We start from the raw sequence: 13,807 nt of genomic DNA, 5'->3' as shown, positions 1-13,807 counted from the left end.
ATCGGTGGGAGATGTACCGCTCGAATCCCGCAGAGATCTCTACCGGGATCTCTCTGAAATCTCGCCGAAATCTCGCCGTATGATCAGAGCCGTTCCAGCGCCGACACCCGGTCGGCGTCGCGTGTCGGCACATGACACTGCATCCCGATGGCCGTCAGGGCGGCCGCCCGTAGCGCCTCGCGATACCACGCCGCCGGTTTTGGCGTCGGCCACTCGGTGTCGCCCTCGAAGCGGTCCTCACGCGCGAACAGTTCGAGATAGGCCATGCCGCCCGTTCGCCGCGTCACCTGTGGCAGTCCGTTCGTGAGCTGCGCCGCGGAGAGATAGTTGAGCATGCCACAGCATACCACGAGATCGTACGACTCGCGCAGTGGCAGCGTATCGAGCGATTCGATCCCGCCCAGCAACAGATGACGCCGCGGGCCATATCGCTGCACGGCATAGGCGCTGGGATCGACTCCGACATAGTGCAATCGGGGACGATGTTCGAGCAGCGCACCCCGCCATTGTCCCTCGCCACACCCCACGTCCAGCACCGATCGCACCGGTCGTCCCAGAACGAACTCCGCCGTGCCGAGCACGAACGCCACCTGCCGCGCCAACTCGGCCGGCGATTTCACACGATGCTGCGGATGCCGGTACCATTTGTCGAAGTACGCACGATCGTACCGCTTGGTCTCCTCCACTTACAGAATCCCCCAGAAGCTCCGGTCGATATCGATGGAGAAACGCCAGTGTCCATCGCGCAATCCGCGTGCGACATCGGCGCGCAGCAGGTCGTAGAAGAACAGCATCCCCACGCCCGCCGACGGATACATACCGGCCCTCGTCGGACGTTCTGGCGTCCCCGACGCGGTGCCCAGCGCCTGAACGAACGGGGCCAGCGTGATGTGCCCCGGTGACGATCCGAAGCGGCCCAGCGGAATGGACGGCGCGGGAACCGGCGCACGGAATTCCACACGCTGCGACAGCAGGGCACGCGCACCGAACTGCTGCGCATCGTAACCCGGCGCCGTCCACGGTCCGCCGGCAAAGACCAGCCACTGCGGTGGCAACGCACGACCGCCTGCCACACCGCCGAACGTCTGCAGAAAGAGCGCGCGATCGCCACCCAGGGAACGCGTGAGCTGCAACAACCCCTGCGCCCGACCCACCAGCGGTGACACACGCTGCGTCTCCACACCGGGCGACCCGGTGACCGGCTCGAGCATTTCCCGGTCGAAGCTCCCGCGGTAGGCCCCGAGACTCGCGCTCAGCATCCACAGACCACGGGTAGCCGACGGCTCTGTAGGAACCCAGCCACCCGTGCCCTGCACCTCCGCACGCGCGCCGTCCAGACGCCATGCCGGCAACGTTGGCGCGAAATGCCGCGAAAGCGGATCGGCCGTCACGTGGGTAAGGCGATCCTGTTCGGCCGCCAACCGCCAACTGAATGCGCTGTTCGGTGCACGACGCCAGACAATGCCCGCGGCGCGTGTGTCCACCGACTGCGTGTAGTCGCTGCCGAACAGCAACGACGCCAGCGAATTGGTCACCCCCGCGCGCTCGGCCAGGGCCAGCTCGCGATAGTCGCGCTCCACGAACAGTTGCAGCGTGGGTGTGCGTCCGAACGCCGGAGCCGGTCCGATGGAGACGTGTCCCTTCACTTCATGATCGGAAAACCCGAACCGCGCCCGCGCGCTCACCTGGATGCCATTGCCCGTGCGATGGGCACCACCCAGTCCCAGCGCCAGCCCCTCGGCACGGTTGAAGCGCGCCAGGTCGCTCACCCCGCGCCCCGTCACCGATGCCGTGGCCGGACGGGCCAGCATCGCCGCACGCACCGCGGCTTCCGCCTGCACACGCGCACGCACCACGTCCTCGCTGCTCGCGATCTGGATTTCCGGTGGCAGGGCATCGATCACCCGTCCTTCGAACGGATGCGCTCTGAGGCTGTCGCGCGGCATGGAGCTCCATCGCGGCAGCAGCATCACCGGTGCGGGAATGCGCTCGTTCACCGTGTAGTTCGAAATTTCCCAGCGGCCCCGCACGATGCCGCGTGCCGGGATATCGAACCACGTGCTGCCGCGCGATACCTCCACTTCCTGCCGACGCGGCAACCAGTACCGCTCGTACACGAGACCGTTCTCCAGCGTCACCACCAGCGTCTCGATGCGTTTGTCGATGATGGCCGCGCGCGTGAAGGTCATCGACAACCGCACGACGGCCGCCGTTTCGCGATCGAGATACACCGAGCCGATGGCCGCCGGTGTACTGGCATCACGCGGACGGAATCGCACTTCGTCCACCAGGATCTCACGGCCCGGGATGCGGATGCGCACCGCGTCGCCCATCGCGTATTCGTAGATGGCCTGCGCGGTGGCCGCGAGCGGATGCGGGACATCGCGCACATCCTGTCCATCGCCCAGACGGATGCGATCGGGCAGATTGTCGAGCACCACGCCGTATCGATCGCGATAGTAGCCCACGTTGGCAGGCAGCAGTGTCGTATCGCGACGCCCGACCAGACGCTGCGCACTGCGTCCGGGTTGCCACCAGGCGATCGACAGGGCGAGTTCCTCGCTCTGCACCACCTTGGGAGGAATGATCAGCCCCTCGCCGAACTGCGCGAGGAACGCCAGGAACCCGTGCGCATCGGCCTGATACGACAGCAGCGTGCTGTCGGCCAGTTGCACGCCGCGTCGCGTGATCGCCCGCGACACAAGCGAGTCCGCGGACGCACTGCGCCACGGAGCATTGTTGCCGCTCTGGTTGGTACGCTGATTGGTACTCTGCGCCGCGAGCGGTGCGCCCGCCACGGTCAGCAGCGACGTACCCACCAGCATCAGCCACGAAAACTTCGAAAGCGTCACGGAGGGGTTGGAATCGACGTGACCGGCATCAACAGCCAGCTTCGGTAACGTCCGGCCGGCCGGTCATCGTCATGAGGCAGTACCACAAGATACGCCCAACCGTATCGCCACTGCGCATCGATGGCCGGGTCGGCATCGGGAACCCGGGGCGCACGGAACAATCGCCGTTCGGCCACCCGGGCCGTGAGCGGGACGATGGTACCGTTCGGGCCCACCAGCCGCACACGCGAGGAGACCGGCATGACCGGCGCGGTCTCGCGGACTCCGAAATGCACGGCCAAGAGCGTGTCGCTGGTGCGACCACTGCGCACACTCTCGATGCGTGGCAGCGGTCCACTCGGAGTCAGCGACGCCGACGTGGCCATGCTGTCGACCAGAAAGTGCGCCGAGCGATACCGGGTGACGACCCAGGCATCGAGGGGAGCGGTCTCCCGCCGCTGTGCCTCCGCGCCGCCTGTCAGTGCGAGCAACAGGCCCACGGCCAGACTCACGCGCCCAATCCCCTCTCTCTTCCTCAAGGCACCTCCAGCACGCGTCGCCCGAGCAAGGCAGGCAACGGCGCCGGAACCACATGCGACACATCCGCGCCGGGAGTCAGCACATCGAGACCCGCCCGCAACGCCGCATCGCTCCGCACGGCATAACGCAGCATCTGCTCGGTGGCCTGTTCGGCTTCGAGCACACGCAGGACCGCCATGCGGGTGCCCACCGTGACCCACTCGGTGCGGGCCACCGGATCGGACACGTCACGAGGCACCATCTGCGCCAGGGCCACCCGCATGCGCGCTTCCAGCATCGCCAGCGGCGTGATGGCCCAGGATTCTTTCAGCGCGTGAATGGCCAGGGAATCCGCGAGGCGATTCACCAGCGCCGTCGACGTGCCATTCCAGGTGGTCGGTGGGCTGGTGAGGTCACGCCGCACCGCATCGTCGAGCAGCACATCGGGTTCGATGCCGCCACGCGCCTCCGCGCCCTTGCCCTGACGCCGTTCGAGCGCTTCGCCTTTGGGCGTGAGCCAGCGTGCCGTGGTCAATCGCAGCGACAACTCCTTCGACAACGTCACCACGCGCTGCACCACACCTTTCCCGTACGTGGGCACGCCCACCAGCAACGCACGCCGGTAGTCACGCAGCGCCGCGGCGGTCACCTCGGCGGCACTCGCCGTCCCCGCGTCCACGAGGACGGTGAGCGGCAGCGACGGCCAGCGCGATGTGGGCGCCCGATGCGGCTGTGGCGCCGCGCCGCCGCGTCCCGCCAGTGACGCCACTACCGCGCCGCGCGGCAGGAACAACCCGGCCGCCTTCACACCCTCCTCGAACAGGCCGCCGCCGTTGCCGCGCAGGTCGAGCACCAGCGCACGGGCTCCCCGATCGACCAGCTCCTCCACCGCCTGTTCGAGCTCCGACGCCGAACGCGCCGTCATCGTGGACAACCGCACATACCCGACCGAATCGGAGAGCAGCCCCTGTTCCGCTACGGCGGACATGTGCCAGGTGGTCCGATGCAGCGTCACCGTACTGGTGTCCCCCAGCGGCGCCCGCCACACCGTCACCACATGACGCGAGGGCACCTCTTCGGTGCTGTCGCGCTGCTTGCCCCACCCCTCGCGCACGGGTACGCTGTCCACCAGCAGGATGCGGTCGCCGGCGCGCAGCCCCGCCGCGTACGCAGGCGAATTGTGCGCCACGCGAATGATGCTGGCCCCATTGTCCTGACGACGCAGCGTGAGTCCGAGCCCACGCCCTTCACCCAGCAGCGATCCGCGATACTGCTGCACACCCTCCCCCCGCAGCAGTGCGGCATAGGGGTCGTGCAATTCGCGCAGCATCCCCGCCACCGCACGCCGGATCAATTCGTCGCTCGGCAGCGAGTCGAGCGCATTCACGCGCACCGAATCGATGGCCTGCGACAACAGACGCGCATCCGACCATTCGTCACGTGCCGCCGCCTGATGGCGCTCGAACCACACGCCGCCACCAAATGCCGCGGCCAGTCCACCCGCAATCAGCGGAATGAGCCAGAGCGCACGGGAGCGGAGCGAAACGGGCATCGGCAAACGCAGCGGCGAGGGAGTCGGAGACGGAACGGCGAATGAAGATGAAGAGCGGAACGATGGTATGTCTTCGTACCACGTCCGGAAGTCGGGGATCCCCTTGTGAGGTTACTTTGAGACGGAACGTGGACCGGCCGGGTCACCGCACCTGTCCCCGCCTGTCCCCAAGAGAGTAACACCCCATCGACGGCCACTGCAGCGATGAACTCAGCCACGAACGACGGCTTCATCACCACCGAGGCGCCCAAGCCCAGTCAGTCCATCAGCGGACTGCTGCTCCTGGCCGCGACGATCGCGGCGATGATCTGGGCCAACTCCTCCGCCGGTGACTCGTATCACGCGGTATGGGAACTCCCCATTGCCGGCATGTCGCTGCATCACGTCATCAACGACGCGCTGATGGCGTTGTTCTTCCTGATGGTGGGGCTGGAGATCAAGTACGAGCTGCAGGACGGCGCCCTCACGTCCATCCGGCAGGCCGCATTGCCCATCGTCGGCGCCATCGGCGGCATGCTCGTCCCCGCCACGATCTACACGGCCATCGCGCTGGGCACCCCCGCCGCATCCGGCTGGGGCATTCCCATGGCCACGGACATCGCGTTTGCGCTGGGCATCATGGCGCTGCTTGGCGACCGGGTTCCGGCGGGGCTTCGCATTTTCCTGGCCGCACTGGCCATTGCCGACGACATCGGCGCCGTACTCGTCATCGGACTGTTTTATACGTCCACCGTCTCCACCGCCGCCCTCGCCGCCGTGATCGTGATCATGGGGGCTTTGATGTTGTGCAACAAACGCGGGGTGCACAGTCCCTGGCCTTATGTCCTGCTCGGGGTCGTGTTGTGGGTGGCCGTCTATCGTTCCGGCGTGCATGCCAGCATAGCCGGCGTGCTGCTGGCGTTCACCATTCCCGCACGCGGCGCCAGCAGCGTGGAGCATCAGATCGAGCATGCCCTGCAGTTCCCGGTCAGCTACGGCATCATTCCCCTGTTCGCGCTCGCCAACGCGGGCGTCGTCATCCCCGACAATCTGAGTGCGCTGGCCACCGCGCCAGCCACGCTGGCCACGGCCAGTGGTCTGCTCATCGGCAAGCCGCTGGGCATCTCCGGCGCCGCCTGGCTGGCCGTGCGCATGCGCTGGGCATCGCTGCCCGCCGGCGCGACGTGGTACGGGTTGTTCGGTGTCTCCATGCTCGGCGGCATCGGCTTCACCATGTCGCTGTTCGTGGCCGCCCTGGCATTCGGCAGCAGCACGCATCTCGATGCCGCCAAACTGGGCGTGCTCGGTGGATCGCTCTGCGCCGGCGTGATCGGCGCGACGCTGCTCGCGCTGCGCGGAGCGTCGCGCGATGGCCATGGCAGTGACAACGGCAAGAACAATCGCACCATCACCCCGACCCCACCCTGATGACCACACTCGAACGCGCGACGGGCGCGACTTCCCGGCCACTGCTCATCGTGAGCGATGTCGATGGCACGCTCATCGACGAACGCGGGCAATTGCCCTGCGCACCGCACGAACTGCGTGCACATCTCTCCGCACTGGGCGCGGCCCGCGGCGCGCCGGTGCAGGTGGCGCTGGCATCGAGCCGCACCATGCGCGAACTCACCGTGCTGCAACGCGCACTGGGGCTCTATGGTCCCTGCATCGCCGAGGACGGCGCATTGCTCGGCATCGATGTGGAAACAATGACACCGGACGACCGGCTTGCAATCACGAATGCGGGGCGCCGACGACTCGCCATCGAACAGTTCGCCGCCGATGTATCGGCGCTCGAAGCGCTCATGCAGGACGTCCCGGCGTTTCATCGCGCCGATGTGCGGCAGCTCGATGTGCCAGAATGGCGCGCATTGGGATTTCGCACGCCGGCATCCGTGCGGCGTGCACTCGCCGCGAGACGGAACAGCATTCTGCTCGACCCCGAGGTTCTTGACGTGGATGCTTTGCAAGTGCTACGTGACAAGGCTGCCCGGCATGCGCTGCAACTGCGACGCGGCGGACGTTGGCTCACGCTCACGGCAGCACATGGGAAAGGCGCCGCGCTTCGTGCGCTGCGGCACAAACTCCGGCAGCACGGGGTACCACCCCTGCTTGCGGCCATTGGCAACGAGGAGAATGACATCTCGTTGCTTGCTGAAGCCGATCTGCGCTTCGTGATACGCAACCCGCACCGTGGTCCTCTCGGATCATTGGCGTCGCTGCCCGGCGCCATCGTGTTGAGTCCGGAAGGACCAGGAGGATGGATCGATATGCTGAACCGCCTGCACCAGGTCGCCGCGTGACGGCGCCAATGCGCCCCAATGCGCGTGCGGCTCATGAACCGCCGCGCTGGACGTTCTCGCTGCTCACGATTCCCTCCCGCGTCGAGTTTCTCGGTCGTCTGCTGGAATCCCTCGCCTCGTTGCCGGCACAGCCGGCTTTCGAGGTCGTCGTGGTGCACAACAGCGTCTCCGAGGAGGAGCCGCTGGCCATCGAGGCCCGCATCCGGGCGCTCGCGCCCACGTTGCCCATCCGGGTGTACGTCAATTCCACCGATCCTACCATCGGTGGTGGACGTCGTGTGCAGTTGGCCGTCTGCCGCACGCCGCTCGTGGCGTTCGTCGACGACGACCTCACGCTGCACGGGGACATCCTCGCGGGCATCGAACGTGTGCTGCGCGAAAAGCCTCTGGGCATCGTCGGTCTTCCGTCGTTCGAGGAAGACACCGACGTGCGTTTCAAGCCGCGCGAGTCCACACCGTACGTCGATCTCGACGGCATCCGGTACATGCCCGTCCAGGGCATGCTCGTGGCGGGATATCGTCGTCTCTTCACCGACATCGGCGGTTTCAATCCGCGCCGCCAGTTCTGGGGCGAGTGGACGGAGTTCAACCTCCGCATGTGGCGACATGGATTCCCCACGGGCTATCTGCTCGACCGGGGATTCCTGCGTCACTGGCACCGGGCGCCCGAGTCCCCCACGCGCAACATGTCGGGACGCGAAAAGCATGTGTTGTGGGGACTCATGTGCACCGCGCTCGAATACGATGCGGTGAGCATCAACGATGCCACCGACGCCTTCTGGCGTCTCGCGCAGGACCGGTATCTGGCCTATTCGTTCGGCGAGCAGCTCACGCCCAAACAACTGCTCGCGAGTGTGCTCGAACTCATGCCGCGGCTTTCACGCGAGTGGCCGGCCATGCATGCGTTTTCCGACGAAACACGCCGGCATCCGTTCCAGTTCAAGCCGTTCGAACCGCTGACGGAAGACGATGTCCGTCGGGTTCTGGCCTACGCGAACGAAGAGATCGACGGCTATCGCGTGGTGTTGGGTGAGGAACCCCCTGCCCTCCCCGCCGTGCAAACCGGATGGTTACGACGGATCGGGCGCGCCGTACTCGGCCGACGCGCCCGAGCGATGAATTGAAGTAGCACCCCCAGCGAAGGAATTCTATCGATCTCCTCCCTGACCAGCTCCCTCCTGCGTCCTCTTGATATCGTGACGCCGGGGCGCCGAATTCATCCGAATGACGCGTGTTCGATGTAGGGTGCCTGGTGCCTCATCCGGACACACTCGGCGCCACCGCGTCACGATATCAAGAGGACGCAGGAAGGAGCTGGTCAGGGAGGAGATTCATAGCAACGGCTGCAACATCTTCTTCCCTTCGGTCAGCCCCCTTCGGTCAGCTCGCCCGCTCGCTTGAGGCCGAGACGGAATAGAATCGGGCCAATCGTCTCGTTGATGGCAATCGTCGCCAGCAGCAGCGCACGCAATTGCCCCCCTCGCTCCGGATAGACATCGGCCACCACTGTGGCGAGTCCGATCGCCACCCCGGCCTGCGAGACCAATCCCATCCACGCGCGCTGCGGAATCGAGGGATCCAGTCTCGCCCACCGGCCACCCAGTTGCATGCCCGACCAGATGCCGGCCATGCGCACCAGCACCACCGGCACCACGATCGTCCACAACGGCAGGACCGTGCGTGGATCGATCTTTGCCCCCGACAGCGCAAAGAACACCACGAACACCGGCGCCGCGGCACGTTCGAGCGCGTGACGCAACTCCGCACCGCGCCCGCCACCGGCATTCTCCGCCACGAAGCCAGCCACCAGTAGCGTGAGCAGCGTCTCCACGTGCAGGATGCGCGCGACCTCCGCCCCGAGCAGCGCCACCAGCAGGCCGAAGATGAACAGCTCGCGGCTGATGAATCGCAGATACGCCGCGATGCCTGCGCCGAGCACCGCGCCCACGATCACCGATCCGCCGATCTCCCACACCACGGCGCCGATCTGCACACCACCATCGTCGCCCGCCGGTGGCACCAGCGAACGCGCGGCCGCGAGCACGAGCGAGAAGATCAGCACCACCGCCACGTCCATCACCAGCACCACACCCAGGGTGTAGCGCGCCACCGGACCATTCGCCCGCGTTTCCGTCAGCAGCGCCATCGTCACGGCCGGCGAGTGCACCACCGCCACCGCGGCGAACAGCATCGAGAACGCGATGGCCTCCGACATGGGAGCCTGCGCCATGAACGGCAGCAGACCACGCAGCGCGACCATCACCGCCGTCACCGAGGCGAACGTGAGCACCAGTTCCACCGACACCATCTTCATGATGGCCGCGCCCCGCGCCTTGATCTCCGACATCTGCAACTCGGCGCCGGCAAGAAACGCGATCAGCGCGATCGCGAGATTGCTCACCGCGTTCAGTTCGGCCAGCACCGGCTTGGAGACATATCCCAACCCCGGCGGACCGAAGAGCACACCGGCCACGAGATAGCCGACGATCTTCGGAATGCCGAGCGGCTTCACCAGCTCGCCCACACTGTACGCGCCGAGGATGAGGAAGCCGAACAGCATCAGCGTGGGGGTGCCCGCCTCGATGCCACCGAGCACGAACACGCCACCCATCACGGCGTAGAGCACCAGCAGAATGACGAGACGACGCATCAGCGCGCTCCGTCGTCGGAAGGCGAATCGGAATGCGACACCGAATGCGCTATTGAATGCGAATCGGAACGCGACTCGGAATCCGGCCGGGATTCACCGCGCTCCTGGCGCAGGAATCCGGGGATCGCGTGCGTCATCGTTTCCGTCACCGTCCCCACCACGGCTTCGGTGGTGGCCGACAGGGTCTCCAGCGGCGCCACCAGCGGTGCCGCTACCGAACGCACGAAACGTGCGGCAAAGAACTCGGTGAACACCACGGAGACCGCAGCGCACGTGAAGATCACGTCACCATACGGAAGACCACGTCGCGAGTAGTCGAGCGCCAGTGCGATCGTGAGACGCCCCTGCCCGATCAGCGCGCGGCCCCAGTCGAGTCCCACTTCCGACTGTGCGCCATTGAGCCAGGTGACGATCCCCGTGCCCCACAACTTGGCCAGTGTGCGCAACACCACGTAGTGAATGATCACCAGCCACCACACCACATTCGATGCCGGCGCCCACGATGCACCGGCCAGCAACAGCAGCACGTAGTACAGCGGGCGCTCCGCACCACGCAGCACCTCTTCCACCGGTCCCGTGTGCCGCAGGGAGTTGACGAGAATCACTCCCATCACGAACGCCGCCAGCGTGGGCGACAGATTGAGATAGGCCGCCGCGCCCGACGTGAGGATCACCGCACCGCCCAGCGAGATGAACAGGCGGTCGGGACTGCGTTCGTTGCCGAGAAAGAGATGGAAGAGCGTGCCGCCCACCGCGCCGATGCCCAGCGTCACGACCACCCATTCCGTGGTGGTCAGCGCGCGGATCATGACCGGCGCCGCCACATGCATCATCGCGATCATGATGCCGAAGGCGAGCACACTCAGGAACGCGTCCATGCCATTGGCCACTTCGATCTGCAGCAGCACCGGCGCACGACGACGGGAGTCGTTGCGCTGGTCACCATAGGCCACATCGAGACCGGCCGGTGTCGACGCCACGGCGATGGCGCCGAGGCACAATGCGGGGGCCAGCGCCATGGCTACATCCACTTCGAAGGCCACATGCAGTGCCGACACCGCACCCGCCGTCACCAGCGCCAGCGTGGCGATGGCCTCCACCAGCGCGAGCCGGTAGTGCACCGCCGGGATGCGGACCAGTCGCTGCAGGCGCAGCGGCAATGCGGCCGTGATTCCCATCCAGCCGATGCCGAGAATCGCGATGGGCTGGAACGCCTCGATCGCGGCCGGCGTGAACAGGCCAGTGACCTGCGGACCAAGCAGGACCCCGAGTATCAGATACTCGGCGCCGGACACGATCAGCAGGCGCTTGGCCAGCCACTCGTAGGCAACATGCGTGGCCAGAAAGGCCAGCGCCGCCACCAGGATGAGAAGCAAAGGTGTCGTCATGCGATCGTCCGCTGGCGTTCACAGGAACTGTCCGAAATCGTGGACAGTTGGCCAACTGTCGAAGGCCTCCAGGAAGCGCCTCGACCCACAATAGGCGCTCGGACCTCGGTTCGACAAGAGATGGGAAGCGATGAAACGACAACAACTTGCAGAGGACCGTGTAAAGCACGCCCGATATCCCTCATCGGGACTACGACCAAAGCACTATGCACTGGCATTGCCGATGCGTATTGGACGGGCAACCAACTTCGGGAGACCGTACCATGACCCTGCATCGTCTGATCAACCGCTCGCTCGCCGCCGCACTGCTCACGTCCACCGTTGGTGTCGCCGGCGCGGCGCCGGCTCATGCAGCCACGGTCAATCGCACCCTGTTCACGTGGACGGGCCGCGTCGACCGCGAGGTGTACATCACCATGCGCGGCAACGACGTGCGCGTGAGCGGGACCGACGCCCGTCTTCCCAACCGGGCCCGTGTGAGCACCGCCCTGCCGCGTGGGCGGGGCGATGTGTACATCCGACTCAACGATGGGCGCGGCGATGTGGACGTCATCGAACAGCCGTCGGCGCGCAACGGGTATACGACCACCATCCGTGTGCGTGATCCGCGGGGCGGAGCCGACAACTATCGGCTCACTGCGTACTGGCAGGGCGACGATCGGTACGACTCGCGTGGCGGCAACGATCGGTATGACCCGCGATATGACCCGCGACCTGATCCACGGTATGACCCCCGTCATGATCCACGGTACGACCCGCGTGACGACCGACGCGACGATCGGCGTGATGACCGACGTGATGATCGCTGGGACAACCGTCGCGACGACGACCGCCATGGACGGGGAAACAACGGCAGCAACGAGTCGGGGTTCCTGCGCTGGAGCGGCCAGGTGGACGACGTGGTGGAGCTTCGCATCTCCGGTCGTCGGGTGGACGCCATCGCGCGCAGTGGTCAGCCGGCGCGCGATGTCTCGAGCAATCTGCGGGGCGACGGTCTTCCCTCGCGGGCCGTGACCGTGCGGACGGAGACGCAGGTGGGTCGTGGCAGCGTGGATGTCGTGCAGCAGCCGGCCGCCTGGAACAACTATACGGCGGTGATCCGCATCCATGACCCGCGTGGCGGGGCGTCGTTGTACGACATCAACATCTACTGGTAGTAGCGGGTGGTGGGTGGTGGGTTTGGGGAGGAACGGCCGGGTTTCGGGATACGGGTCCCGTGTTACGGGACCGACGACCCGGGACTCCCGATCCGCCAAAACACAACGGGGCGGTCCGCATGGACCGCCCCGTTATCACGACCTCAAGCGATGGTCTGTCAATTGCCATCTTGTGATAATAAACGAAATATGTATAATAAACAGGTCGTTTATTATACAACATCCAGTTATCATGATCCGCATCCCAGACTGGCTCGTCCGCAGGCTTCGCACCCTGCCAGGAGTGCGGGTCAACATCGACCCGCTCGGCGTCCGCATGACCCTGCAAAGCCCGGGAACCAAGTCGATAGTCTACCGAGTGATCCCCGCCTCGGGGATTTCGGGGCCCGAAGGGATGCGGCGAGCAAAGGAGTTGTCCAGAAAGATCGGCCCGATGCACACATTGCTCACGGTTCGGAGCCTGCCGGGCACGATCCGCGACGAACTCGCAAACGCAGGCGTCTCCTGGGCAGAGCAATTGACGGGACACCTGCACCTGCAGGCTCCGCCATTCTTCATCCACGTAGAGGGGCGCAGGCATACATCGGCATCGCCCACTCCGAATGAAGCGGGTGTGCGACCCACTCGCCTCATTGGACTCTCCGGCCGCTGTGCGGAGACGCTGCTCCTCCTCGCCACGACCCCCGGCCGCCTCGAGCACGGCGTGACGACAACACAACTCGCGGCGTTGGCTGGAGTCACTCAGCCGCAGGCGACGTACGTGCTGCATCGCCTCGAACGGGAGAAGATCCTGGAGCCGACCCGCAGCGGCGGACGCACCAGGAGCTGGAATGTGATCGACGCAGCCGGCCTCCTGGATCTGTGGAGCGCCGAGGACCACGCCCCCGTCGAAGAGAGCCAGGTTTATGTCTGGTCACGCACACCACAGGAACTCCTTCAAGGACTGGCACGACTGAACGATTCGGTGAAAACCTGGGCGCTCGCCGGAGCGGCGGCGGCAAATCTGTACGAGCCCACGCTCACGACCTATCCGATGGCAACCATCTGGATCCCCAATGCGACACCAGTCGATGCGGTTGCAACCGCGCTTGGCGGTCAGGTAGTCTCCGACGGCGGATCCATCACGATACGGCAGACCGCCAAAGATCCGTGGGCACTCCACCGTCTGTCGTTGTCTATGAGGGCAGCTGTGAACGGCAACGATGACGTTGAAGCTGACGAGAACGCGAGACTTCGACATGCGCTGCACGAAGAACAAGATCTGCCGCCAGCTGCTGATTTGTGGCGAGGACTGTCACTAGTATCACGACCCCGCGCTGTCATCGAGACACTACGCGATGGACGAGGACGATACGAAGAGATCGCGATAGCCCTTCGGAATTCGATGGCTCTGACAAGCACCACTATCTAGCGTCCTGGTTGCCACTG

Annotated in this window: 11 protein-coding genes; 5 read left to right on the top strand and 6 right to left on the bottom strand. The window is 65.7% G+C overall.

The genetic code is table 11. From position 1 onward, the window contains the following. Positions 1 to 83: 83 nt before the first annotated feature. The 4 genes from WG208_RS13780 to WG208_RS13765 are packed head-to-tail and all read right to left on the bottom strand — an operon-like array spanning position 84 to position 4,902. Entirely contained in the window at positions 84 to 686 is a 603-nt protein-coding gene (locus WG208_RS13780; RefSeq protein WP_337171952.1) for a class I SAM-dependent methyltransferase, read from the bottom strand. Beyond that, positions 687 to 2,852: a hypothetical protein gene (locus WG208_RS13775; RefSeq protein ID WP_337171951.1), complete on the bottom strand. Its 2,166-nt coding sequence runs from the start codon at positions 2,850 to 2,852 to the stop codon at positions 687 to 689. After that, positions 2,849 to 3,343 carry a hypothetical protein gene (locus tag WG208_RS13770; RefSeq protein ID WP_337171950.1) on the bottom strand — a complete coding sequence of 165 codons (495 nt, stop codon included), beginning with the start codon at positions 3,341 to 3,343 and terminating at the stop codon, positions 2,849 to 2,851. Before WG208_RS13770 ends, WG208_RS13775 begins: the two co-directional genes overlap by 4 nt. A 23-nt stretch (positions 3,344 to 3,366) precedes the next feature. Then, entirely contained in the window at positions 3,367 to 4,902 is a 1,536-nt protein-coding gene (locus WG208_RS13765; RefSeq protein WP_337171949.1) for a S41 family peptidase, read from the bottom strand. 204 nt (positions 4,903 to 5,106) lie between these two features. Here WG208_RS13765 and nhaA point away from each other — a divergent pair, with 204 nt between their 5' ends. The 3 genes from nhaA to WG208_RS13750 are packed head-to-tail and all read left to right on the top strand — an operon-like array spanning position 5,107 to position 8,308. Then, the gene (gene nhaA, locus WG208_RS13760; protein ID WP_337171948.1) at positions 5,107 to 6,309 is read left to right on the top strand and encodes a Na+/H+ antiporter NhaA; all 1,203 of its coding nucleotides are present in this window, start codon (positions 5,107 to 5,109) and stop codon (positions 6,307 to 6,309) included. Then, entirely contained in the window at positions 6,309 to 7,184 is an 876-nt protein-coding gene (locus tag WG208_RS13755; RefSeq protein WP_337171947.1) for an HAD hydrolase family protein, read from the top strand. Before nhaA ends, WG208_RS13755 begins: the two co-directional genes overlap by 1 nt. After that, entirely contained in the window at positions 7,181 to 8,308 is a 1,128-nt protein-coding gene (locus WG208_RS13750) for a glycosyltransferase family A protein (RefSeq protein ID WP_337171946.1), read from the top strand. Before WG208_RS13755 ends, WG208_RS13750 begins: the two co-directional genes overlap by 4 nt. Positions 8,309 to 8,550: 242 nt before the next feature. Here the strand turns inward: WG208_RS13750 and WG208_RS13745 are convergent, their stop codons facing one another. Together WG208_RS13745 and WG208_RS13740 are read right to left on the bottom strand one after the other, a co-directional pair. After that, a complete protein-coding gene (locus WG208_RS13745; protein WP_337171945.1) occupies positions 8,551 to 9,834 on the bottom strand; it encodes a cation:proton antiporter in 1,284 nt (427 codons plus the stop codon). Next, positions 9,834 to 11,222 (bottom strand): hypothetical protein, encoded by a 1,389-nt coding sequence (locus tag WG208_RS13740; RefSeq protein WP_337171944.1) that lies wholly within the window; start codon positions 11,220 to 11,222, stop codon positions 9,834 to 9,836. The genes WG208_RS13745 and WG208_RS13740 overlap by 1 nt, the downstream gene beginning before the upstream one ends. A 263-nt stretch (positions 11,223 to 11,485) precedes the next feature. Between WG208_RS13740 and WG208_RS13735 the strand changes: the two genes are divergently transcribed. After that, the gene (locus tag WG208_RS13735) at positions 11,486 to 12,379 is read left to right on the top strand and encodes a hypothetical protein (protein ID WP_337171943.1); all 894 of its coding nucleotides are present in this window, start codon (positions 11,486 to 11,488) and stop codon (positions 12,377 to 12,379) included. Between the two features lie 232 nt (positions 12,380 to 12,611). After that, the gene (locus tag WG208_RS13730) at positions 12,612 to 13,790 is read left to right on the top strand and encodes a helix-turn-helix domain-containing protein (RefSeq protein ID WP_337171942.1); all 1,179 of its coding nucleotides are present in this window, start codon (positions 12,612 to 12,614) and stop codon (positions 13,788 to 13,790) included. Positions 13,791 to 13,807: the final 17 nt, after the last annotated feature.

It is taken from the genome of Gemmatimonas aurantiaca (assembly GCF_037190085.1).
GTDB lineage: Bacteria > Gemmatimonadota > Gemmatimonadetes > Gemmatimonadales > Gemmatimonadaceae > Gemmatimonas > Gemmatimonas aurantiaca_A.
The sequence above is the reverse complement of the archived record's forward strand: the minus strand, read 5'-3'. Positions and strand labels throughout refer to the sequence as shown.